Annotated in this window: 22 protein-coding genes; 13 read left to right on the top strand and 9 right to left on the bottom strand. The window is 63.2% G+C overall.

From position 1 onward, the window contains the following. Nucleotides 1-38 precede the first annotated feature (38 nt). Nucleotides 39-809, bottom strand: a complete 771-nt coding sequence (locus LGQ10_RS25790) for a MipA/OmpV family protein (RefSeq protein WP_058434294.1) — start codon at nt 807-809, stop codon at nt 39-41. A 230-nt stretch (nt 810-1,039) separates the two neighbouring features. Here LGQ10_RS25790 and LGQ10_RS25785 point away from each other — a divergent pair, with 230 nt between their 5' ends. The 6 genes from LGQ10_RS25785 to LGQ10_RS25760 are packed head-to-tail and all read left to right on the top strand — an operon-like array spanning nt 1,040 to nt 8,289. Then, nucleotides 1,040-1,735, top strand: a complete 696-nt coding sequence (locus LGQ10_RS25785) for an HAD-IB family phosphatase (RefSeq protein ID WP_058434293.1) — start codon at nt 1,040-1,042, stop codon at nt 1,733-1,735. After that, nucleotides 1,728-3,122, top strand: a complete 1,395-nt coding sequence (locus LGQ10_RS25780; protein ID WP_058434292.1) for an aspartate aminotransferase family protein — start codon at nt 1,728-1,730, stop codon at nt 3,120-3,122. Before LGQ10_RS25785 ends, LGQ10_RS25780 begins: the two co-directional genes overlap by 8 nt. After that, nucleotides 3,119-3,985 carry an alpha/beta hydrolase gene (locus LGQ10_RS25775; protein WP_058434291.1) on the top strand — a complete coding sequence of 289 codons (867 nt, stop codon included), beginning with the start codon at nt 3,119-3,121 and terminating at the stop codon, nt 3,983-3,985. The genes LGQ10_RS25780 and LGQ10_RS25775 overlap by 4 nt, the downstream gene beginning before the upstream one ends. Nucleotides 3,986-3,999: 14 nt before the next feature. Next, complete coding sequence (locus LGQ10_RS25770) at nt 4,000-5,127, top strand: GNAT family N-acetyltransferase (RefSeq protein ID WP_226523608.1); 1,128 nt, start codon at nt 4,000-4,002, stop codon at nt 5,125-5,127. Next, entirely contained in the window at nt 5,124-6,902 is a 1,779-nt protein-coding gene (locus tag LGQ10_RS25765; protein WP_226523607.1) for a sensor histidine kinase, read from the top strand. Before LGQ10_RS25770 ends, LGQ10_RS25765 begins: the two co-directional genes overlap by 4 nt. Further along, nucleotides 6,892-8,289, top strand: a complete 1,398-nt coding sequence (locus LGQ10_RS25760; protein ID WP_226523606.1) for a sigma-54-dependent transcriptional regulator — start codon at nt 6,892-6,894, stop codon at nt 8,287-8,289. The genes LGQ10_RS25765 and LGQ10_RS25760 overlap by 11 nt, the downstream gene beginning before the upstream one ends. A 66-nt stretch (nt 8,290-8,355) precedes the next feature. On the opposite strand, the gene LGQ10_RS25755 is transcribed toward LGQ10_RS25760, so the two are convergent. After that, a complete protein-coding gene (locus LGQ10_RS25755) occupies nt 8,356-9,390 on the bottom strand; it encodes an alpha/beta fold hydrolase (protein WP_226523605.1) in 1,035 nt (344 codons plus the stop codon). A 235-nt stretch (nt 9,391-9,625) separates the two neighbouring features. Here LGQ10_RS25755 and metR point away from each other — a divergent pair, with 235 nt between their 5' ends. Then, nucleotides 9,626-10,543, top strand: a complete 918-nt coding sequence (metR, locus tag LGQ10_RS25750) for a transcriptional regulator MetR (protein ID WP_226523604.1) — start codon at nt 9,626-9,628, stop codon at nt 10,541-10,543. Between the two features lie 24 nt (nt 10,544-10,567). Here metR and LGQ10_RS25745 read toward each other — a convergent pair whose 3' ends face one another. From LGQ10_RS25745 to LGQ10_RS25720, 6 genes are all read right to left on the bottom strand, one after another. Continuing rightward, nucleotides 10,568-11,077, bottom strand: coding sequence for a GNAT family N-acetyltransferase (locus tag LGQ10_RS25745; protein ID WP_226526195.1), 510 nt, complete (start codon nt 11,075-11,077; stop codon nt 10,568-10,570). 2 nt (nt 11,078-11,079) lie between these two features. Further along, nucleotides 11,080-11,445 (bottom strand): nuclear transport factor 2 family protein, encoded by a 366-nt coding sequence (locus tag LGQ10_RS25740; protein WP_058437554.1) that lies wholly within the window; start codon nt 11,443-11,445, stop codon nt 11,080-11,082. 16 nt (nt 11,446-11,461) lie between these two features. Continuing rightward, nucleotides 11,462-12,100 (bottom strand): LysE family translocator, encoded by a 639-nt coding sequence (locus LGQ10_RS25735; protein WP_058437555.1) that lies wholly within the window; start codon nt 12,098-12,100, stop codon nt 11,462-11,464. Nucleotides 12,101-12,123: 23 nt separating this feature from the next. Further along, nucleotides 12,124-12,558, bottom strand: coding sequence for an NUDIX hydrolase (locus tag LGQ10_RS25730; protein ID WP_226523603.1), 435 nt, complete (start codon nt 12,556-12,558; stop codon nt 12,124-12,126). A gap of 84 nt (nt 12,559-12,642) precedes the next feature. Continuing rightward, nucleotides 12,643-13,989, bottom strand: coding sequence for an HD domain-containing phosphohydrolase (locus LGQ10_RS25725; RefSeq protein ID WP_226523602.1), 1,347 nt, complete (start codon nt 13,987-13,989; stop codon nt 12,643-12,645). Between the two features lie 198 nt (nt 13,990-14,187). After that, nucleotides 14,188-14,457: a type B 50S ribosomal protein L31 gene (locus LGQ10_RS25720; RefSeq protein ID WP_058433338.1), complete on the bottom strand. Its 270-nt coding sequence runs from the start codon at nt 14,455-14,457 to the stop codon at nt 14,188-14,190. 400 nt (nt 14,458-14,857) lie between these two features. Here LGQ10_RS25720 and LGQ10_RS25715 point away from each other — a divergent pair, with 400 nt between their 5' ends. The 6 genes from LGQ10_RS25715 (at nt 14,858) to LGQ10_RS25690 (ending at nt 19,582) form a co-directional block, all read left to right on the top strand. Beyond that, nucleotides 14,858-16,477: an FMN-binding glutamate synthase family protein gene (locus LGQ10_RS25715; RefSeq protein WP_226523601.1), complete on the top strand. Its 1,620-nt coding sequence runs from the start codon at nt 14,858-14,860 to the stop codon at nt 16,475-16,477. Between the two features lie 73 nt (nt 16,478-16,550). Then, nucleotides 16,551-16,835: a putative quinol monooxygenase gene (locus tag LGQ10_RS25710; protein ID WP_226523600.1), complete on the top strand. Its 285-nt coding sequence runs from the start codon at nt 16,551-16,553 to the stop codon at nt 16,833-16,835. A 76-nt stretch (nt 16,836-16,911) separates the two neighbouring features. Beyond that, on the top strand, nt 16,912-17,208 hold the full coding sequence (locus LGQ10_RS25705; RefSeq protein WP_058437296.1) for a cupin domain-containing protein: 297 nt from the start codon (nt 16,912-16,914) through the stop codon (nt 17,206-17,208). Between the two features lie 79 nt (nt 17,209-17,287). Then, entirely contained in the window at nt 17,288-18,130 is an 843-nt protein-coding gene (locus LGQ10_RS25700; protein WP_226523599.1) for an alpha/beta fold hydrolase, read from the top strand. 249 nt (nt 18,131-18,379) lie between these two features. After that, nucleotides 18,380-18,973, top strand: a complete 594-nt coding sequence (locus LGQ10_RS25695) for a papain-like cysteine protease family protein (protein ID WP_226523598.1) — start codon at nt 18,380-18,382, stop codon at nt 18,971-18,973. A gap of 9 nt (nt 18,974-18,982) precedes the next feature. Next, nucleotides 18,983-19,582, top strand: coding sequence for a hypothetical protein (locus LGQ10_RS25690; protein WP_226523597.1), 600 nt, complete (start codon nt 18,983-18,985; stop codon nt 19,580-19,582). A 103-nt stretch (nt 19,583-19,685) separates the two neighbouring features. Here the strand turns inward: LGQ10_RS25690 and LGQ10_RS25685 are convergent, their stop codons facing one another. Next, nucleotides 19,686-21,104, bottom strand: a complete 1,419-nt coding sequence (locus LGQ10_RS25685) for an amino acid permease (RefSeq protein WP_226523596.1) — start codon at nt 21,102-21,104, stop codon at nt 19,686-19,688. Nucleotides 21,105-21,675: the final 571 nt, after the last annotated feature.

The raw sequence follows: 21,675 nt of genomic DNA, 5'->3' as shown, positions 1-21,675 counted from the left end.
AAGGCCAGACCAGTTTTTGCCTGGCCACCGTGGACGGCTCAGAAGCGGTAGCTGATCGCCGTCTGCACCTGGCCCTGGTTGACCTCGCCCTTGTCGCGCACGATGGAGCTGTTCGCCGCCGAGTTGACCAGGCGAATCCAGCTGGCACTGGCCACCAGCGACCAGTTCCTGCCCAGCGGTACCTGGATGTTCTGGCTCAGGGTGAAGTTCTGCAGACCGCCACCGGCGTGGTAGCGCTCGATGCCCGAGGCCAGGAACTCCTTGGTACTGACGCCGAAGAAGGTCTGGTTCTGGCGGGCGTCGGCAAAGTTCAGGGTCAGGTTGTTGCTGCCGATGATGCCCATGCCCAGGGGGTAGCCGATCTCACCACCGACCTTGCCCAGCATGCCGCCCTGCCCACCGGAGCCGCCGACAGCCTGGCCCACCGCTGCAAACACCCGCCAGAAGTCATCCGGGGCGTACTGCACGAAGCCCCCGACGTTGGCCATGTCCGGTACGTCCCGCAGGCCTCGTAGCGAACCATCGGCATTACGTCCCTGCAGGTAATTGATGTAGGGCCCGGCACTCCAGCCATTGCTCTTGAAGGCATCCCAGGTCAGGCCATCGTCGCCGCTCAAGCTGACGTCTCCCCAGTCCAGGTCCAGGTACGGCAACGGGCTGGTGTCATAACGGCTGCCCGTGGGGTCATGGGGCTGGTAGCCGATCCCCAGGCCCAGTTCGCCGGTGATGCCGGAATCGCCCCAGGCATTGCAAGCCAGGCCCAGCGATAACAATCCGGCCAGCAGGGATGAAGGGAATAGCCTTGGCATGAATGAGTTTCCTTGTCTGAACAGGCGCGCATCAATCACCAGCAACACCTTCACACGCAAGCACTGATGTTGTTTGTAGGGACCTACAAAAATTGTAGCTAGAAAGCTACAAAACACCTCCCTCCTTGCTGAGAGCCCCAGCCCTGCTGGGTTTTCCCGTACTTGGCACAGTCCCTGCTCTACCCCTGCCACAAGCGCAGACAGCGCTCTTATTCAACAGGTAACAGCAGATGATGCACTGGCATATCGTATGTGACTTCGACGGGACCATCTCCCGCGCCGACGTGATCGATAACGTTCTCCAACGCTTCGCCGACCCGAGCTGGGAAGGCATCGAGCAGGAATGGCTGGACGGTCACATCGGCTCCCGGGAATGCCTCAGCCGCCAACTGGCCCTGGTCAAGGCCTCGCCCGCCGAACTGCTGGGCTATTTCGACAGTGTCGAGATCGACCCCGACTTCCCCGACTTCGTCGACCACGTGATCGGCCTGGGCGCCTCCATCGAAGTGGTCAGCGACGGTATCGAACAAGGCATCGCCCGCATCCTGGCTCGCAACTACGTGACCCTGCTGCCGATCCTCGCCAACCGCTTGCGCCAGGTCGACCACAACAGCTGGCGCATCGACTTCCCCTACGCCAGCGACGCCTGCCGCGCGGCTTCGGGCAACTGCAAGTGCAAGTCCGTCCCACGCGGCAAGCGCGTGCTGGTGATCGGCGACGGCCAGTCCGACATGTGCGTGGCTTCCACCGCCGACTTCGTCTTCGCCAAGGGCCGCCTGGCCGAGTACTGCGAACGCAACAAGATTCCCCACGCGCGGTTCGACTCCTTCGCCGAACTGCCGTCGCTGCTGGCCAGACTGCCACGCAACGCGGCCAACGCGACCAATTTCTCTCTTGAAACCCAGGAACTCTTCCACCATGTCTGATATCCGCATCGCTACCGCAGAAGACCAGATCCTTCTGGAAAAAGAAGCCAAGTACTGCTCCTACGGCGATACCGTGCACTACATCGAACCGCCGCGCATCTTCAGCCGCTGCGAAGGTTCCTACGTCTGGGATACCGAAGACCAGGCCTACCTCGACCTGCAGATGTGGTACTCGGCGGTGAACTTCGGCTACGCCAACCCGCGCCTGAACAACGCCCTCAAGCAACAGATCGACACCCTGCCGCAGATCGCCAGCCAGTACCTGCACAAGGGCAAGATCGAACTCTCGGAAATGATCGCGGTAGACGCCAAGAAGAAGTTCGGCCTCGATGGTCGCGTGCACTTCAACGTCGGTGGTTCGCAATCCGTCGAGGACTCGCTGAAAGTGGTGCGCAACGCCACCAACGGCAAGAGCCTGATGTTCGCCTTCGAGGGCGGCTACCACGGCCGTACCCTGGGCGCCTCGTCCATCACCTCCAGCTACCGCTACCGTCGCCGCTACGGCCACTTCGGCGAGCGCGCCCAGTTCATCCCGTTCCCGTACCACTTCCGTGGCCCTAAAGGCATGACCAAGGAAGAGTACGGCAGCCACTGCGTGCAGCAGTTCGCCCGCCTGTTCGAAACCGAATACAACGGTGTCTGGGACCCGAAAGTCGGCCAGAGCGAATACGCGGCCTTCTACGTCGAGCCGATCCAGGGCACAGGCGGCTACGTGATCCCGCCCATGAACTTCTACCGCGAGCTCAAGCATGTGCTGGATCAGCACGGCATCCTGCTGGTGGTCGACGAAATCCAGATGGGCTTCTACCGTACCGGCAAGCTGTGGTCGATCGAGCACTTCGACGTCCAGCCCGACGTGATCGTATTCGGCAAGGCACTGACCAACGGCCTCAACCCGCTTGGCGGCATCTGGGCCCGTGAAGAGCTGATCAACCCGGGCGTGTTCCCGCCAGGCTCGACCCACTCCACCTTCGCCTCCAACCCGCTGGGTACTGCGGTAGGCCTGGAAATGTTCAAGATGACCAGCGAAGTCGACTACGGCGCCATGGTCATGGAGAAGGGCAAGTACTTCCTCGAAGGCCTCAAGGACCTGCAGAAGCGCTACCCGATCATCGGCGACGTCGACGGCCTGGGCCTGGCCCTGCGCTGCGAGATCTGCACCACCGACGGCTTCACCCCGGACAAGGCGACCCTGGACTACATGGTCGAGGAAGGCATGAAGGGCGACATCGAGATCGACGGCCAGCGCCTGGGCCTGATCCTCGACGTGGGCGGCTACTACAAGAACGTGATCACCCTGGCCCCGTCGCTGGAAATCAGCTACGCGGAAATCGACCTGGGCATCGCGCTGCTGGACCGCCTGCTGGATCGGGCCATGAAGCGATGAGCATGGCTGAGATCGATCTGGGCGAAGGCAACGCCGGCTTCGTTCTCGGCACGGGCCAGGTCGGGATCCTGTTGATCCACGGCCTGACCGGCACCCCGACGGAACTCCGTCGGGTGGCCCAGGGCCTGGCCAAGGACGGTACGTGCACCGTATACGTACCGACCCTGCCCGGGCACTGCGGGGATAACAGCGACCTGCAGGCCACCGGCTGGCAGGACTGGTACGAGGGCGTGCGCAAGACCTTCAGCGCCATGCAGCAACGTCACGAGCAGGTGTTCGTCGGCGGCCTGTCCATGGGCGCGGTGATGTCCATGTACCTGGCCTCCGAGCACCCGGGACGGATCAGCGGCCTGCTGATGTACTCCACCACCCTCAAGTACGACGGCTGGAGCATCAACAAGCTGGCGTTCCTCACTCCCCTGCTGATGAAGATCCCGTTCGGCGTGCATATCTGCCGCTTCGAGGAAAAACCACCCTACGGCATCAAGAACGAGCGCCTGCGGGCCATCGTCGAAAAGCAGATGAAGGCCGGCGCCAGCAGCGATGCCGGGCTCCTGACCATGGAGGGCGTGACGGTGCGCGAGTTGCACCGGATGAACGCCGTGGTCAGGAAACGCATGCCTTCGATCATGACCCCGGCCCTGGTCCTGCACTCTAGCGAAGACGACATCACCAGCACCTGGAATGCCGACTACGTGGAGCGCAAGCTCGGCGGGACGGTCACCAAGATCCTCCTCGACAACTGCTATCACATGATCACCGTCGACCTGCAATACCAGCGCGTGATCGAGCTCAGCGCGGACTTCATCCGCCAGCGGGTACCCAGCCTCCCGGTGCGCGAAGACTACCGACAGCTGGCGTGATTTAAGGAAGATACGTGATTACCGCCCAAGCCTTTTCAACCATACAGGCCATCGAACGCAGTGCCTGGAATGACTGTTTTCCAGAGGTCCTGGAGGATTGGGACTACTACCTGGCCGTGGAGAAAGCCGCCATTGCCGACTTTCGCTGGCGCTACCTGGCGGTCTACGAGGGCTCGACCCTGGTGGCGGTCGCTCCGGCGTTCACGACCCAGTATCGACTCGACACCACGGTCTCGGGCCTGGCCAAGCGCTTTACCGACCGCCTGGAGCGCCAGTGGCCCGGCGTCCTGCAATTGCGCTTGTATGCCATCGGCTCGCCGGTGGCCGAACAGTGCAATGCCGGCACCGCCAGCCACGTGCCGAGCGAGCGCCGCCAGGCCTTGCTCGACGAACTGCTGAAGCTGGCCCGGGCCGACGCCGACAGCTTCGGCATCGGCCTGATGGCGGTCAAGGACGCTCCCAGCCATGACCGGCAATGGACCGCCAGTTGCCTGGCCGCCGGCCTGCAAGCCATGCCGAGCCTGCCCAGCGCCCTGTTGCCGATTCCGTACGCCTCGATCGATGCCTACCTGGGCACCCTGGGCAAGTCCACCCGCAAGGATCTGCGCCGCAAGCTACGGGCGCCGGGACCACGCATCGAATGGCGGCAGCAGATCGACGACGTGCTGCCGGACATCATGCGCCTGTACGAGGCGACCCTGAACCGCGCCGACCTGCAATTCGAACGTCTGCCGGCGGACTATTTCACCGGCATCCTCGACCAGCTGGGCGAACGTGCCGCCTGCGTCCTGTACTGGGTCGGCGAGCAACTGGTGGCGTTCAACCTGGTGCTCGTCGACCAGCATCGGCTGATCGACAAGTTCTTCGCCCATGACCTAGACGTCAGCCGCGAGCACAACCTGTACTTTCGCAGCTGGCTGGCCAACGTCGATCACTGCATCCAGCAACGTATCCCGCTGTACGAGTGCGGTCAGGCCGGTTATGCGAGCAAATTACGCCTGGGTTGCCGTTTCACCGCTAACATGCTGTTTTTCCGTCACCGCAATCCCTTGCTCAACGCAGCGCTCAAAGTGATAAAACGCTTTGTCCGCCCGGATCGCTCCGACCCCGCCATGGCCGCTGCTATAAGCGAAAGTACATGACCAGAAAAGATCGTCGTCCTCCCCGCCCCTTCGCCATCTCTCGCTGGAGCCTGCAACGCAAGCTGGTGCTGGCGTTCTGGCTGGTCAGCGTGATCCCCACCATGATCGCCGCCGAACTGGCGGCCACCACGCTGTCGGATATCTTCGACAGCAACATGCGTATCTGGCTGCAGGAGTCCACCAAGATCGTCGAGGACGAGATCACCGAGATCCTGCGCGACAACGCCCGGATCGCCCAGCTGTTCCTGCGCTATACCCGTCCGCCTGGCGACCGCACTGCGGCCAGGCATGACAAGCTGACCGCCGACATCGCCGATTCCATGGGCATCGATGTGGTGGCGCTGATTCGCAAGAGCGATCACAAGGTGGTGTTCACTACCGCCGCCGACGACGTGGTGGGACAGATCAGCACCGCCTCCAACGCCGTGCTGCAGACCATCCAGGTCGGCGGCGCGACCACCGGCGTGGTGGTCTCGACCTTCCAGACCAACCTTGACGGGGTCGACTACTCGCTGTTGATCGCCACCTACCTGGACGCCAGTTTCCTCACCAGCGTGGCCGAAGTTCACTCCCTGGACCTGCGCCTGTACCTGGCCAAGGCCGACAATTTCTCGGAGATCTTCGCCACCCAGCGTTTCGAGGATCACCCGCCACAGGTGCCGCACAAGATCGAGGACATCCTGCGCACCACCCGCCAGCCCACCGAGCAGTTCACCAACCGCTACAGTGGCCTGTACCGGCCGATCTTCAACGACAGCGGCGACCTGGTGGGGGTGATCTTCAGCGGCCTGCTGCGCCACAGCACCCTGGTGGGCCTGATCAACCAGAGCAACCTGTTCATCCTGATCTTCCTCCTCAGTTCAGCGGCCTCGCTGTGTGTCGGCTGGCAGATGTCGCAACGCCTGACCCGGCCGCTGCGCGGTCTGTCCAAGGGCGTGCAGGCGGTGATCGCCGGCGACTACCGGCAGCGGGTGCCGGTGATCGGTGGCGACGAGCTGGCGGAGCTGAGCAGCACCTTCAACCACATGACCGAGCGCCTGGGCGAGCTGCAGCACCTGGAGGCCCAGCTGCGGCGCCGAGATCGCCTGCATGCGCTGGGCGAGGTGGCCATGGGCCTGGCCCACGAGATCCGCAATCCGCTGGGCATCATCAAGACCGCCACCCAGCTGCTGCACCGGCGGGTCGACCTGCCCGAGAACGACAAGCGCCACCTGGAATACGTGATCAGCGAAGTCAGCAGGATCAACGACCTGATCACCGAGTTCCTCGATTTCGCCAAGCCCAGTGCACCAATCCGCTCGACCCAGCCGGCACGACCGCTGCTGGAGGAGCTGCTGGGTTTCTGCGGCCCGGAACTGGCGACCCACAATATCGATGCCAGGATCGAAGACCTGGCGCCGGGGGCGACCATCCACGCCGACGCGCGCCAGCTCAAGCAGGTCTGCCTGAACCTGATCCTCAACGCCATCGACGCCATGCCCGAGGGCGGCCGCCTGACCCTGGGCATCGCCCAGCAGGAAGATGAAACCATCATCAGCATCGCCGACACTGGCCAGGGTATCGAGCCGGACATGCTCGAACGCATCTTCACGCCGTTCGTGACCACCAAGGCCTCGGGCACCGGCCTGGGCCTGGCCAAGGTCTACTCGATTCTGGAAAGCCATGACGGCCACATCGAGTGCACCAGCGAAAAAGATGCCGGCGCCACCTTCAGCCTGTACATTCCGGCCAACGGTGAAGACGACGAGGACAATGAGGACAGCGATGACGCATAACCTGTTGGTGGTCGATGATGAACCCAAGCTCTGTGATCTGTTGTCCTCGGCCCTGGGCCAGAACGGCATCCAGGTGTTCACCGCCGGCAACGGCCTGCATGCGCTCAAGGTGCTGGAACAGGAAGACATCGACCTGGTGATCAGCGACTGGCGCATGCCCGGCATGGACGGCCCGCAACTGCTGGCGGAAATCAAGCAACGCTATCCGCAGTTGCCGGTGATCGTGATGACCGCCTACAGCACCGTGAAGAACGCTGTGCAGTCCATGCGCAACGGTGCCTACGACTACATCGCCAAGCCTTTCGACATCGACGAGCTGGACATCACCGTCAGCAAGGCCCTGCAGTTTCGCGACATCCTCAAGGACAACCAGCGCATGCGCGCCGAGCTTGAGGAGCACCAGCAGATCGACAGCCTGGTGGGCGACAGCCCGGCGTTCCGCCGGGTGTTGCAGGCAGTGGATTCGGTACGCGAAAGCAATGCCACCATCCTGCTCACCGGGGAAAGCGGCACCGGCAAGGAAATGGTCGCCCGGGCCATCCACAAGCACGGCAACCGGGCCGGCAAGCCCTTCGTCGCGGTCAACTGCGCAGCCATCCCCGAAGGTTTGCTGGAAAGCGAGATGTTCGGCCATCGCAAGGGCGCCTTCACCGGCGCCGTGGCCGACCGGGTCGGGCGCTTCCAGCAGGCAGACAAGGGCACGCTGTTCCTCGACGAAGTGGGCGACATGCCCCTGGCCCTGCAAGCCAAGATCCTGCGCGCCCTGCAAGAGCGGGTGATCGAGCCGGTGGGCGACCCCCGGGAACGCAAGGTCGATGTACGGGTGATTGCCGCGACCAACAAGGACCTGCTCGAAGCGGTGGCCAACAAGGAGTTTCGCGAGGACCTGTACTACCGCCTCAACGTGTTTCCCATTCCCCTGCCCGCCCTGCGCGAGCGGGTCGAGGACATCGCCCCGCTGGCCCGGCACTTCGCCCACAGCCTGGGAGTCACCGCCGGCAAGCGCATCACCGGTTTCAGCTCCCAGGCCCTGCAGGCCATGGCCAACTACACCTGGCCAGGCAATATCCGCGAACTGCAGAACTGCGTGGAACGAGCCACCATCGTCGCCACCGGCCAGACCATCGAGGAAAACGACCTGCCAGGCTATCTGTTCGACAGCCGGCCCCAGGGAGCCGAGGGCAGTGCCAGCATCAGCGTCGGGCCGCAAGTGCCCAGCGACCTGGACGCTGCCCTGGCCGAGGTGGAGAAAGCCTACATCCTGGCGGCCCTGCACCAGAGCAATGGCGTCCAGGCAGCCGCTGCCCAGATGATCGGCATCTCCGAACGCAGCTTCTGGTACCGCCTGAAGAAACTCGGGATCCAGGTGGACAAGATCGTCCGCTGACGCGAACAGCGACAAGCTGCAAGCTGCAAGCTGCAAGTGAAAATCTATCCGCTTGACGCTGGCCCTTCAGAGCACCCTGCCCGTCTCCAGCGGCTCGATCTGCACCCAGTGCGAAGTATCTTCGCGATGGCTTTGCAGGTATGGCAGCACCGCTCCCAACAGAGGAGCCTTGAACGCCTCCTGGAAACGGTGGGCCAGCCCCGGGATCAGCTTCAGCTGGCTGCCCTGGATCTGCGCCGCCAGGTGCACCCCGTGCATCACCGGCAACAATGGGTCGGCGGTGCCATGGACCACCAGGGTCGGTACCCGCAACTGCTTGAGCATGACCACCCGGCTCGGCTCGGCGAGGATCGCCATGATCTGGCGCTTGACCCCTTCGGGATTGAATGCCCGGTCATAGGCCACTGCTGCCTGGTGCAACAGCACTTGGCGATCGTCCCTCACCCTTGGGCTGCCCAGGGCCGCCAGCAGGTCCGCCTGCTGCTCCAGGGCCGCCTCACGGTTGGGCGCATTGCGCCGCGACAGCAGTTGCACCAGCGCAGCGTTGGGGGCCGGCAGGCCTTCGGCGCCCGAACTGGTCATGACCAGGGTCAGGCTCTCGACCCGCTGCGGAGCCATCGCCGCCAGGTGCTGGGCGATCATCCCGCCCATGCTCGCCCCCAGTACATGGAACTGCTCCACATGCAGGGCATCCATCAGCCCCAAGGCGTCATCGGCCATGTCGGTCAAGGTATAGGGCGCGGCGACCGGCAGGCCGAGCTTGTAACGCAGCACCTCGAACGTCAGGTTGGCGCTGGCCGGAGCCTGGCGCCAGGTGGACAGGCCAACGTCGCGGTTGTCATAACGAATGACCCGGAACCCCTGCTGACACAGGGCGACCACCACTTCGTCCGGCCAGTGGATCAACTGCCCGCCCAGGCCCATGACCAGCAGCAGTGCCGGGTCCGAGGCGCGACCGATGCTCTGGTAGGCCAGGCTCACCTGTGGCAGGTCGACCCGCTGGGTCGCCACGTTGACATCGCAGCGCCCGGCCGCAAAAGAAAACTGGCCGAGCAATAGCCCGGCCAGCAAGAAGCAACTTGATAGAAATCTTGCCCGCATGAAAAACACCGAAACGCAGAACCCCAGTAGAGCGCGAGTCTGATGAAGTTCGATGATTCGCGCTGCCACACTTGCGTGACAGTTTGATGAAGATTGCCCAGCGGTCATGGCCCCGCTAACGGCGCTGGCGGAGCAACCTCAGGGCAAAGCGGGTCCAGTGGTCGACAGCCCCCGGCGCCATGAGACAAACTCAACCTTTTCGCCTTTATCTCAAACTTTGTTCATGGAGAACCTGGTGCTCGAAATCCGTCACCTGAAGACCCTGCATGCCCTGCGCGAAGCCGACAGCCTGGTTGAAGCCGCCGAGCGCCTGCACCTCACCCAATCCGCCTTGTCCCACCAGTTCAAGGAGCTGGAAGAGCGCCTGGGCATGCCCTTGTTCGTGCGCAAGACCAAACCCGTACGTTTCACCAGTGCCGGCCTGCGCCTCCTGCAACTGGCGGACGCGACCCTGCCGCTGCTGCGCGGCGCCGAGCGCGATCTGGCGCGGCTGGCCGGCGGCACTGCGGGACGTCTGCACATGGCCATCGAATGCCACAGCTGCTTCCAGTGGCTGATGCCCACCATCGACCAGTTCCGCGATGCCTGGCCGGAAGTGGAACTGGACCTGGCTTCGGGTTTCTCCTTTGCCCCGCTGCCGGCCCTGGCCCGTGGCGACCTGGACCTGGTGGTGACCTCAGACCCGGTAGACCTGGCCGGGATCACCTACGTGCCGTTGTTCACCTACGAAGCCATGCTGGCAGTGGCCAACCAGCACCCGCTGGCCAGCAGGCCCTACGTGGTGCCCGAAGACCTGCGCAGCGAAACCCTGATCACCTATCCGGTGGAACGCGATCGCCTGGACATCTTCACCCGCTTCCTGGAACCGGCGGACATCGAACCGGCGCAGGTGCGGACCTCGGAGCTGACCGTGATGATGATGCAACTGGTGGCCAGCGGCCGTGGTGTGTGCGGCATGCCCCATTGGGCCCTGCATGAATACAGTTCGCGCGGTTATGTGAAGGCCAAGCGGCTGGGGGAAAAGGGCCTGTTCGCCACCCTGTACGCGGCGATTCGCGCCGACATGCTGGACGCGCCCTACATGCGTGACTTCCTGCTGACCGCCAAGGACACTTCGTTCTCGACCCTCGACGGGGTCAGCGCAGTACGTTGATGCTCCCGACCTGCCGGTGCAGCCTCAGGCTTGCGTCGGCAGTGCGTACCACATGTGGATCTTGTCGAAGTAATCGTCCCCTACCCGCACCGCCAGGGGCTCGAGGCCGTACTGGACGAAACCGCAGCGCCGGTACAGGGACAACGCGGCGTCGTTGCCCGCGGTTACCGTCAACTGCACCAGGCGCAATCCCTCGTACTCCTCGGCCTCGGCCAGCAGGCTCTGCACCAGGCGCTGGCCCAGGCCGCCATTGCGCTGTCCGGCGGTGACGTAAAGGCCGAAGAGTGTCGCCTTGTGCCGGGCTTTCTCGCGAAGGTCGAAGGCCAGGCCGACAATGCCCTGCAAGCGTCCTTGGCAGAACGCGCCCAGCAATACATCCAGTTCGCCGTCCAGGCGCGCCGCCCACCACGCGAGGGGCAGTTTTTCCCGCTCGCGGACACTGGAGGTAAACGCCTGGGGATGGCGGTCGTAGGCTTCGAGCATCAACGCCCGGTACTGCTCGACATCGTCGGGGACCAGGCGCTGGATCTGCAGGCTCAATCGAGGGTCTTCTGGCCGGTGATGAATGAAGCGCATTTTATCTTGCCGTCCTGCACCTCATAAATGGCCACGGTTTCCAGGGTTCCTGGGCCGTCGGCGAAAGTCCGGCTGATCAGTTCATGATCCACCACCACATTGCCCATCACCGAGCGCTGCAGCAGCCGGGCATGCAGATTGGGCTCCTGGAAGCGCAATTGCGCGCGGGCGCGAATCTCATCATGGCCACGGGCCAACAAGGTGGCCGGATGCTCGTATTGCCGGGCATCCCTGGCATAGGTCGCCAGCCAGGCGTCCAGGTCCTTGCGGTTGTAGGCTTGCAGTTGCTCCTCGACCACGGTCTCGGGGCTGGAAAACGCTGTCATCACGCAGCTCCTGTCTTCAGTTGGCACGACGTTGTTCGAACATCAGGCGCACCGCCAACCCGGCCAGCACAAAACCCATGAAATAGCGCTGCACCGAAAGCCAGGTCGGATTGCTGGCGAACCAGGAGGCGATGCCAGCGGCGAACAGGGCAATCAGCAGGTTCACCGAGAAGCTGACGGTGATCTGGGTCAGGCCCAGGATGATGCTCTGGGAGAACACCGAACCGTACTCGGGATGGATGAACTGCGGAAAGATCGACAGGTAGAACATCGCGATCTTGGGGTTCAGGGCGCTGGTCAAAAAACCCATGGTCATCAGCTTGCGCGGCGAATCCGCCGGCAGTTGCTGAGCTTCGAAAGGCGACCGGGCACCAGGCTTGAGCGCCTGCCAGGCCAGCCACAGCAGGTACAGGGCACCTGCCCACTTGAGGACTTCATAAGCCATGGGCACCGCCATGAAAACAGCGGTCAGCCCCAGGGCCGCAGCCATCAGGTGCACGAAGAACCCCGCCACCACGCCCAGCAGCGAAGTCACGCCGGCCTTGCGCCCCTGGCAGATCGAACGGGAGATCAGGTAGATCATGTTCGGCCCCGGGGTCAGTACCATCAACAGGGAAGCGGCAGCAAAGATCAGATACTCGTGCAGTGGAATCATGGCAGTCCTTGGCAAGTGATCAGTCAGACGAGGGTCGCTTGGGCCTGGCGATAAAACGGCAAGATCAGATCCCGTGTCAACGGGGCAAGGAAAAGATCACCGTCACCGGCCGGATCGATCCAGCGTACCTCTTCGATCTCCGCCGCCGGGGTCACCGGGGCATCGATGCGGATCAGGAAGACTTCAGCCTGCACCACATGGCCCGGCTCATTGGCGGCGGGAGCGGAAAACTGCTGCAGGTAGCGGGCCTGGGCCGGATCGATGCGCAGGCCCAGTTCTTCTTCCAGTTCGCGGGCCAGCGCATGCACCGGCTGCTCGCCGGCCTCGATCTTGCCGCCAGGCTGCATGAAGGCGCGGGTACCACGCTTGCGCACCAGCAGGGTGTGTCCGTCGGCACCGATCAGTAGTGCAGCGGCGATGCGAATGATGGAGGAATCAATGGCTGAGGAGGCAGGCATGGCAGTTCGAAGACCTTGAAAATGAAGGTTCAAGGATCACACGCACCTGCCTTCAGCGCCATTGGCCAATGGTATTTTTGCCGTTCAGGCGCTCACGGGCGCTTCACTGGGCAGCTTGACGAACACGCTGTAGCGAGCGCCCTCCATGGTTTCGAAGGCGATCAGCTTGTCCACCAGCGGCAGGCTGAGCACCTTGCCGGCATTGAGCAACAGCATGCCATTGTCGGCGTTGAGGTTGCGCGCCAGGATCATGCCCGGCGCCAGCTCCCGGGTGCCCAGGACCTTGACCGAAGGATCGCCCAGGGTCACGTCGTGCAGGTACACCGAGCACACCTGGATGAAACCTTCCACCCGTTGCGGGTCGTACAACCGGCCGGCGTACTTGCGGATGAACACCAGGGCCTCGTCGCTGTTCATCCGCCGTTCCAGGATCAGGCCGCACTGCAGCTCGATGAAGTCCACCGCCAGCTTGAGTATCCGCGACCCCACGGGAATGGCTTCGCCCCTGAGCCGATCGGGGAAACCGGTACCGTCCCAGTGCTCCTGATGATGGCGGATCAGGCGCGCGGCATCCTGCACCGGCTCCAGGGTCATCAGCAATGACTCGCTCTGTTGCGGATAGGCCCGGTAGCGCTCGCGCTGCTGATGGTGCAGCAGGTCCGCCGGGGTGGTCATCATCTGGTCGCTCCAGCTCAGCTTGCCGATATTGTGCAAGGCCGCGGCCATGGCCAGGTCGCGCTGGTCGACCTCCCCCAGCCCCTGGATCGTGCAATAGGCGCGTACCAGCTCGATGATCCGCCGGTTGGTCTGCTTGGCCAGGGGCAGGCGCTGGTTCACCAGCAGGGAAAACAGCTCCGCACCGGTGGCGTAGCTGTGCTTGAGCTCTTCGTAGGCCAGGTCGAGCATGTCGGCGGTCTGCCGCAACTCGGCAGTGCGAGCCTCGACGCGCTTTTCCAGCTGGGCATTGAGCATCTTGAGTTCTTGGTTCTGCTGGCGGGCCAGGAGCTCCAGGCGTTGGCGCTCATGTTCGGAATGCTGGTGATCGAGGGCCTGGCGCAAGGCCAGCAACAGCTCCTGGTCGTCCCAGGGCTTGTTCAGGTAGCGGTAGATCTCACCTTCGTTGATAGCCCTGGCAATCAGCTTCGAATCCGGGTCGCCGGTCAGCAGGATCCGGGTGGTGGCCGGGTACTGCTGGTGAATGCGCGCCAGCAGGGCTGGGCCATCCATCTGCGGCAGATGGGCTGCACTGATCACCAGGTCCACCTCGCAATGGGCCATGACGTGCAAGGCCTGGATGGCGTCCCGAGCAAAGTGCAGCGTGTAGGGATGAGGGCTGAGCAACTGGCGCAGGCGCTGCAGGACAAGGTCCTGGGCATCCACCAGCAGGACCCCGGGCAAACGGGAGACTGTGACAACGTCCGGATTACCCATGGCATACCTCGGGTCAACGTTGATGCACGCGTCCATCATTGGGAGTGCTGGCAACCACAACTGTGGCTGCCTGATTCAAGCGTAGAAGAATTTCCACCCGAAATGATGGCTTTTTAACACCACCCATCCAGCCACCGTGTTTCTCGAGCGGTCGGCGTCCCCCTGCCTTGCTGCCGACAGGGGGCGTTGCCCGTGCACTCACTGGGCAGCCTTGCCACCTGAACCGAAGGAGGCGAAGCGCTTGTTGAACCCGGCAATGCGGCCTTCGGACTGGGTCTTGCGCTGCTGGCCGGTGTACACCGGATGAGAGGCGCTGGAAACGTCCAGGGCCACGTAGGGATAGGTCTGGCCGTCGCTGTACTGCTGGGTGCGGTCGGTATCGACTGTGGAACCGATGAGGAAATACACATCGGCAGCGGTGTCGTGGAACAGAACGGTACGGTAGTCGGGATGGATACCAGGTTTCATGGGGGCCTCCAGGGCGCGTGTTGAACTAGATATGTTACACAATAACATATCATAAACCTCATAAACGAGAAACGATTGCAACAACCGCCATGCCATCCACTACACAGGTCCCAGGTTGGAGACCGGGAAACTGGGTGCCCGGTGTTCAACGGTTGCCCCGATAAGGAAATCGCCCGTAAGCTGGAAAATTCCAGCAAGACCGTGAAACCCCAAAAAAACCCATCGATAGCAAGCCGGCCATCAAGCCCGGCCCTAATCGTTCTCGAATTTTCTCCAGGCGCCCAGCGCCTGGTTCCCGGCATGGCCTGCCACCGGGTCCGAACATAACAACAAGAACCAGCGCTCCAACAAGAATGAGTACCGACAAACGATCTTAATGAGTCCGAACCAAGGAATCCGTATGAGCCTGTCACTCCTGAGCCGCTATGCCTTTTTTGCCGCCTGCGTGATATTCACCCTCGCCAGCCTGCCCTTCGTCGAACATGACTGGGTCTGGCCCTTCACCCTGGTCACCGGCTTGCTGAGCCTGCTGGGGATCTTCGATCTACTGCAGAGCCCCCATGCGGTGCGCCGCAACTACCCGATCCTGGGCAATATCCGCTACCTGGTCGAAGGCATCCGCCCGGAGATCCGTCAGTACCTGCTGGAATCCGACAGCGACGCGCTGCCCTTCTCCCGAGCCCAGCGCTCACTGGTGTACTCGCGGGCCAAGAACCAGAGCGCCGACAAACCCTTTGGCACGCTGATCGACGTCTACCAGTCGGGTTTCGAATTCATCGGCCACTCCATGCGCCCGGCGCCCCTGAGCGATCCCGACAGCTTTCGCGTGATCGTCGGTGGCCCGCAATGCGCCCAGCCGTACTCGGCTTCGGTATTCAACATCTCGGCCATGAGCTTCGGCTCCCTGAGTGCCAACGCGATTCGCGCGCTGAACCAGGGCGCCAAGCTGGGCAACTTCGCCCATGACACTGGCGAAGGCAGCATCAGCCCCTACCACCGCGAACATGGTGGCGACCTGACCTGGGAACTGGGCAGCGGCTACTTCGGCTGCCGCACCAGCGAAGGCCGTTTCGACCCGGAACGTTTCGCCGCCCAGGCGCAGAACCCGCAAGTGCGGATGATCGAGATCAAGATGAGCCAGGGCGCCAAGCCCGGCCACGGCGGCATCTTGCCCAAGCACAAGGTGACCCAGGAAATCGCCGATACCCGGGGCATCCGCATGGGCGAGGACTGCATTTCGCCGTCGAGCCACAGCGCCTTCTCCACCCCCATCGAAATGATGCATTTCATCCAGCAACTGCGTGAGCTGTCCGGCGGCAAGCCGGTGGGCTTCAAGTTCTGCCTGGGCCACCCGTGGGAATTCATGGGCATCGCCAAGGCCATGCTGGAGACCGGCATCCTCCCGGACTTCATCGTGGTGGACGGCAAGGAAGGCGGCACCGGCGCCGCTCCAGTGGAGTTCACCGACCACATCGGTGCGCCAATGCGCGAAGGCCTGCTGTTCGTCCACAACACCCTGGTGGGCCTGAACCTGCGGGACAAGATCAAGCTCGGCGCCAGCGGCAAGATCGTCAGCGCCTTCGACATCGCCAGCGTACTGGCCATCGGCGCCGACTGGGCCAACTCGGCCCGGGGCTTCATGTTCGCCATCGGCTGCATCCAGTCGCAGAGCTGCCACACCAACAAGTGCCCCACCGGCGTGGCCACCCAGGACAACCTGCGCCAGCGCGCCCTCGTGGTGCCGGACAAGGCCCAGCGGGTGTTCAGCTTCCACCGCAACACCCTCAAGGCCCTGGCCGAGATGCTCGCCGCCGCCGGCCTGCAACACCCTTCGCAACTGGAAGCCAAGCACCTGGTGCGGCGCATGTCGGCCACCGAAATCAAGCTGTTCTCGCAATTGCATGTATTCCTCAAGCCTGGCGAGTTGCTCACCGGCGAGGTCAACGGCGAGTTCTACTCGCGCATGTGGCAACTGGCCCGGGCCGACAGCTTCGAGCCCAACACCGAAGCCGCGGCTTAAACACCAAAGCCCCGTGATAGCCCCGTGCTCCCCGGTTACCGGGGGCACCGGGTGCTACCCAAGGAAGACTGCAATGCTCAAGGTCATCGCTGAAGACTTCATCCAGCCCGAACACCTGGACAGGGTGCGCCCTTGGTACGCCGAACTGGTGGAAAAAACCCGCCAGGAGCCGCTGTGCATCGCCTACGATCTGTTCGTCGACCAGAAAGACCCAGGGCACTTCATCTTCGTCGAACAGTGGCCGGACCAAGCCGCCCTCGACGCCCATTGCAAGACCGAGCACTTCACCCGCCTGGTACCGCAGATCAACGCCTTCCAGCGCCGCGAATGCCGCGTGCTGCTGATGGAGGAGTTCTAGCAAGACCGTCCCTGCCGATGCTTGACCGGACCACCGAAAGCAGACCCCAGCCTCACTGAGCTTTTGGAGATCCGTCATGCCCCTGCTGTCCTTCGAACAACTGTCCCGCCAGCTGCCAGCTCCCTGGCAATCCTCGCTGGTGGGCCAGGTCGGCCCCACACGCATCAAGGTGCTGCGCATGGACGGCCAGCCCTACCCGGAAGAAACCCACGACTACAACGAGGGCCTGCTGGTGACCCAGGGCTGCCTGCACCTGGGCATTGGCCAGGCGATCGTGCAAGTCGGCGCGGGCCAGATGTACCTGGTGGAAGCCGGCCAGGCCCACAGCGTGCTGCCTGGCAGCCATGGCACCCTGGTGATCATCGACGTCTAGCCAGTCCTCCATTGACTCAATCGCGGTAACCACCTGCCCAAGGTCGGTCCGACCGAAGGGCCCATGCACGGAGAAACCCATGCCTCGTCGTCTGTTTGCAGTGATCGCTCTACTGATGTCCTTCAACAGCGCCTTTGCCAGCGAACGCTGGCAGACCCTGCCGCCCACTCCGGCCCCGGTGGCTGGGACACAGTCCGGCCATGCAGAGGTCAACGGCATCCGCCTCTACTACAGCAAGGTCGGCCACGGCTCGCCGGTGGTGCTGCTGCATGGCGGCCTGGGCAACGCCGACTACTGGGGGCTCCAGGCCAAGGCCCTGGCCGCCAGGCACACGGTGATCAGCGTCGACAGCCGCGGCCACGGGCGCAGCACCCGGGACGCCCGGCCCTATGGCTACGACCTGATGGCCGACGACGTCATCGCCCTGCTGGATCAGTTGAAGATCCCCCGCGCCGATTTCGTCGGCTGGAGCGACGGCGCGATCCTCGGCCTGGACCTGGCCATGCGCTACCCGCAGCGGGTCGGCAAGGTCTTCGCCTACGCCGCCAATACCCGGACCTCCGGGGTCAAGGAAGGCGTGGAGCACAACCCAACGTTCGCCGCCTACATCGAGCGCGCGGGGCAGGAGTACACCCGCCTGTCACCGACACCCAAGGAGTACCCGGCCTTTGTCGAGCAGATCGGCCACATGTGGGCCAGCCAGCCAAACTGGAGCGATGCCGACCTTGCGAAGATCAAGACCCCGGTGCTGATCGTCGATGGCGACCACGATGAAGCCATCAAGCGCGAGCACACCGAATACATGGCCGCGGCTATTCCCGGGGCCGGGCTGCTGATCCTGCCCAATGTCAGCCACTTTGCCTTCCTCCAGGACCCAGGCTTGTTCAACGCCGCCCTGGAACACTTTCTCGACGAAAAATAATCCCTGGATCCACCAGCCTCCCGGCTTGGGATGCCCTCTTTAATGGGGACATCCTTATCCGTTGTTTTGCATAAACGCATATTTAAATTGCATTGACGCATAATTATTCTAAGGTGAATGACAGACCCGACAACGCCTGCCATCGAGGCTGGCATGGCGCGATGCACGACAACCGGGTCCGGCCCGCCGCTTGACCACAAGCGGCAACGACACCAGCCGGAGGCTGGTTTTCATTCACGGAGGATGAACATGCTCAGTACTACCCTGCCCCCTGTCGGCAACTCCCAGGTCATGCCCCAGTGCCTGGCCGGCACCCTGCTCGATCCCGAGCTGGATGACATCGGCCAAGAGGCCGAGGCGGCGCCCCTGGCAAATGCCCGACTGAACTTCAATATCCAGCAACAGACCCAGACCAACTGGTGCTGGGCCGCCCTGTCGGCCTCGGTCGGCAACTACTACCGCACCGGTTCCTGGACCCAATGTGGCGTGGCCAACGCCGAGCTGGGCCGCGGCACCTGCTGCAGCCAACCCGGGCCATGCAACGTCTACGGCTACCTGGACTCGGCCCTGCGCACCACCGGCAGCTACGGCGGTATGCGCGAGGACCGCATGCAGATGCCGGCCATCGAGAACCAGATCGGCATGGGGCGCCCCGTCGGCCTGCGCTGCGCCTGGTACGGCGGTGGGGCGCACTTCCTGACGATCTACGGCATCGACGGCGGTTACGTGCTGGTGGCCGACTCGATCTTCGGCTACTCGACCCGCGTCCTGAACAGCTTCCCCGGCACCTATAACGGCGGCGGCAACTGGACTCATACCTACTTCACCCGGAAAAACTACTGAGGAGGCAGCATGCAACTGACTTACCCCAATCCGCCCGCAGGCGGCATCCAGCAACTGCGCCCGGCCCTGCAGGCAGCACTGCAGACCCAGGGCTTCGGTATCAATCGCGCCTTCGCCAATGCCGGCCCCGGCACCCTGAACCTGTCCCAGGCCTTTCGTGGCTACACCCTGAGCCTGGAGGCCCTGGCCAACGGCCAGGGCCTGGACCACGCCACGCCGGGTGACTGGCATTACCTGGTGTTCACCGGTGGCGTGTCGATCGCCGACGCCCAACTGACCGAAACCGCCGGCCAGGCGCAGTTCTGCGCACTGAACCACGGGGCCCTGGCGGCTTCGACCATCAGTGCCCTGAACCTGGCGGAGCAAGCCCCGCAACTGCAAGGCAAGTCCTGTGAGCTGCGTTGGCTGTTCGTTCCGGCCCTGCAGTCCACGCTGGTCTGGCTGCATGGTGACGATGAGGACGTGCTGATCCCCGTCGACCCGACGCCTGCCAGCCTTGCGCCCCGGCAGCTCTACAGCGAGGCAACGCTGCTGGGCCTGCTGGGGCCGGCCGCACGCAATGCCAAGGCAGTGTTCGATGCCGACACCAGTGGCACCCTGGGCGGTTGAGCCCGGCCAAAAAAAATCCGGCGCCCCTCGTGGGACGCCGGATTTTTCATTGCCAAGCCATCAGGCCGGGAAGCTCACGCCTGGAGCATCGACAGTGCAGCACTCAGGACGAGCGGGTCGCCGCCTCATGGCTATTGGTCGGATGCAGGTTGAGCATGTAGAACAAGGCCGTCAGCAGCACCAGGAACGCGGGGCCGACATACAGCGCCACACGAGTCTCCGGGAAGTAGGCCATCAGTCCCACCACCAGCACCAGGAACGCCAGCGCCAGGTAGGAACTGACCGGGTACAGCCACATGCGGTACTTCAGGGCGGCACGCTCGGCCGGGCTCAGGCCCTTGCGGAACTTGAGCTGGGCCAGGAGGATCATCACCCAGGTCCAGATCGCACCGAAGGTCGCGATGGACGTCACCCAGACGAACACCTTTTCCGGCACCAGGTAGTTGAGCAGTACACCCAGCAGCAGGGCGAAGATCGACAGCAGCAAGGCGCGGCGTGGCACCCCGCTTTCGGAAGTCTTGGCGAAGCTGGCTGGGGCCTGGCCGTTCTGCGCCAGGCTGTAGAGCATGCGACCGGTGCTGAAGATCCCGCCGTTGCAGGACGACAGGGCCGCGGTGATCACCACGAAGTTGATGATGCCGGCTGCGGTCTTGATCCCCAGGCGTTCGAAGGTCATCACGAAGGGGCTGCCCTGGGTGCCGATTTCGTTCCACGGGTAGATCGACAGGATCACGAACAGCGCGCCCACGTAGAACAGCAGGATGCGCCAGAACACCGAGCCGATGGCGTTGGGAATGGTCTTTTGCGGGTTGCGCGCTTCACCGGCGGTCAGGCCGATCATCTCCACGCCCAGGTACGCGAACATCACCATCTGCAGGGACATCAGCACGCCGGTCACGCCATTGGGCATGAAGCCGCCGTGGGTCCAGAGGTTGGAAATGCCCAGGGCCACGCCGTCGTTGCCGAAACCGAAGGCAATGATGCCGACACCGCCGATGACCATGGCGATGATGGTGACGATCTTGATCAGGGCGAACCAGAACTCGAACTCGCCGAAGGCCTTCACCGCGATCAGGTTGATCGAGCCCATGCTCACCAGGGCCGCCAGGGCCCAGATCCAGCGCGGTACATCGGGGAACCAGATGCCCATGTACACCGCTACGGCGGTGATTTCCGCGACGCAGGTCACCAGCCACAGGAACCAGTAGTTCCAGCCGGTGAGAAAGCCCGCCAACGGGCCCAGGTAGTCTTGTGCGTAGCGGCTGAAGGAGCCGGCGACAGGGTTATGCACCGCCATTTCACCGAGGGCGCGCATGATCACCAGGATCGCCAGGCCGCCGATGATGTAGGACAGCATGATGGCCGGACCGGCCATTTCGATCGCCTTGGCCGAGCCGAGGAACAGGCCGACACCGATACAGGCGCCAAGGGCCATCAAGCGAATATGCCGTTCGCCGAGTTCGCGTTTCAGCGGGCCGCCCTGAGCGGTTTCGCCGTGGGGCAGTTGGTTGCCAACTGGCATAGAGATACAACCTCATTTTGTTATTGGATATGAACCACCGAGTCTTCCAGGCAGCGGCGGATAACCGCAGCCTGCTCGACCGGACCGACCTTGTGGGACGGTGCGCCTGTAGGACAAAACCTGCCAGATCAGCGGGGTACGCAGTATAAAAAGCTCACTACAGGGCTTTTCACTCTATAAACAGCTAAATTCAGAGATAAATCTCGGCAAAAACCGCTTTCACGGAGAAGCATTCCCTGCTTTTTCCACCAGACCCCACTCGGAAAGGGTCGCGAGTATTGCACAGCCCCGATGCCTCGTCATGCCCCTACCTAGGGCGTATTTACCTGGGAAAAGTCGCTGTTCTGTGGTGAAGGAGCTTGCTCCCCCCGGTCGGCGCAGCGGCCCTGAAGTCGGCTTGCGTGACCTCCCTGACAGAACGCGTGCTCCGGTCTTGCGGCTGCTGCGCAGCCGGACGGGAGCAAGCTCCCTCGCCACAAACAAGCTTCCTTGCCACAACCCGCAGCAGCGCTGAAATACCTGCAAACCATCGTGGACTTCAGCCCGGGAGCAAAAATGCTAGCGTCCAGCA

Source organism: Pseudomonas sp. L5B5 (genome assembly GCF_020520285.1).
GTDB lineage: Bacteria > Pseudomonadota > Gammaproteobacteria > Pseudomonadales > Pseudomonadaceae > Aquipseudomonas.
The sequence above is the reverse complement of the archived record's forward strand: the minus strand, read 5'-3'. Positions and strand labels throughout refer to the sequence as shown.

What these genes read in the sequence shown, in the direction of transcription:
- LGQ10_RS25790 (WP_058434294.1), bottom strand. Translation starts at nt 809, where the DNA reads ATGCCAAGGCTATTCCCTTCATCCCTGCTGGCCGGATTGTTATCGCTG.
- LGQ10_RS25785 (WP_058434293.1), top strand. Translation starts at nt 1,040, where the DNA reads ATGATGCACTGGCATATCGTATGTGACTTCGACGGGACCATCTCCCGC.
- LGQ10_RS25780 (WP_058434292.1), top strand. Translation starts at nt 1,728, where the DNA reads ATGTCTGATATCCGCATCGCTACCGCAGAAGACCAGATCCTTCTGGAA.
- LGQ10_RS25775 (WP_058434291.1), top strand. Translation starts at nt 3,119, where the DNA reads ATGAGCATGGCTGAGATCGATCTGGGCGAAGGCAACGCCGGCTTCGTT.
- LGQ10_RS25765 (WP_226523607.1), top strand. Translation starts at nt 5,124, where the DNA reads ATGACCAGAAAAGATCGTCGTCCTCCCCGCCCCTTCGCCATCTCTCGC.
- LGQ10_RS25760 (WP_226523606.1), top strand. Translation starts at nt 6,892, where the DNA reads ATGACGCATAACCTGTTGGTGGTCGATGATGAACCCAAGCTCTGTGAT.
- LGQ10_RS25755 (WP_226523605.1), bottom strand. Translation starts at nt 9,390, where the DNA reads ATGCGGGCAAGATTTCTATCAAGTTGCTTCTTGCTGGCCGGGCTATTG.
- LGQ10_RS25740 (WP_058437554.1), bottom strand. Translation starts at nt 11,445, where the DNA reads ATGACAGCGTTTTCCAGCCCCGAGACCGTGGTCGAGGAGCAACTGCAA.
- LGQ10_RS25735 (WP_058437555.1), bottom strand. Translation starts at nt 12,100, where the DNA reads ATGATTCCACTGCACGAGTATCTGATCTTTGCTGCCGCTTCCCTGTTG.
- LGQ10_RS25730 (WP_226523603.1), bottom strand. Translation starts at nt 12,558, where the DNA reads ATGCCTGCCTCCTCAGCCATTGATTCCTCCATCATTCGCATCGCCGCT.
- LGQ10_RS25725 (WP_226523602.1), bottom strand. Translation starts at nt 13,989, where the DNA reads ATGGGTAATCCGGACGTTGTCACAGTCTCCCGTTTGCCCGGGGTCCTG.
- LGQ10_RS25720 (WP_058433338.1), bottom strand. Translation starts at nt 14,457, where the DNA reads ATGAAACCTGGTATCCATCCCGACTACCGTACCGTTCTGTTCCACGAC.
- LGQ10_RS25715 (WP_226523601.1), top strand. Translation starts at nt 14,858, where the DNA reads ATGAGCCTGTCACTCCTGAGCCGCTATGCCTTTTTTGCCGCCTGCGTG.
- LGQ10_RS25710 (WP_226523600.1), top strand. Translation starts at nt 16,551, where the DNA reads ATGCTCAAGGTCATCGCTGAAGACTTCATCCAGCCCGAACACCTGGAC.
- LGQ10_RS25705 (WP_058437296.1), top strand. Translation starts at nt 16,912, where the DNA reads ATGCCCCTGCTGTCCTTCGAACAACTGTCCCGCCAGCTGCCAGCTCCC.
- LGQ10_RS25700 (WP_226523599.1), top strand. Translation starts at nt 17,288, where the DNA reads ATGCCTCGTCGTCTGTTTGCAGTGATCGCTCTACTGATGTCCTTCAAC.
- LGQ10_RS25695 (WP_226523598.1), top strand. Translation starts at nt 18,380, where the DNA reads ATGCTCAGTACTACCCTGCCCCCTGTCGGCAACTCCCAGGTCATGCCC.
- LGQ10_RS25690 (WP_226523597.1), top strand. Translation starts at nt 18,983, where the DNA reads ATGCAACTGACTTACCCCAATCCGCCCGCAGGCGGCATCCAGCAACTG.
- LGQ10_RS25685 (WP_226523596.1), bottom strand. Translation starts at nt 21,104, where the DNA reads ATGCCAGTTGGCAACCAACTGCCCCACGGCGAAACCGCTCAGGGCGGC.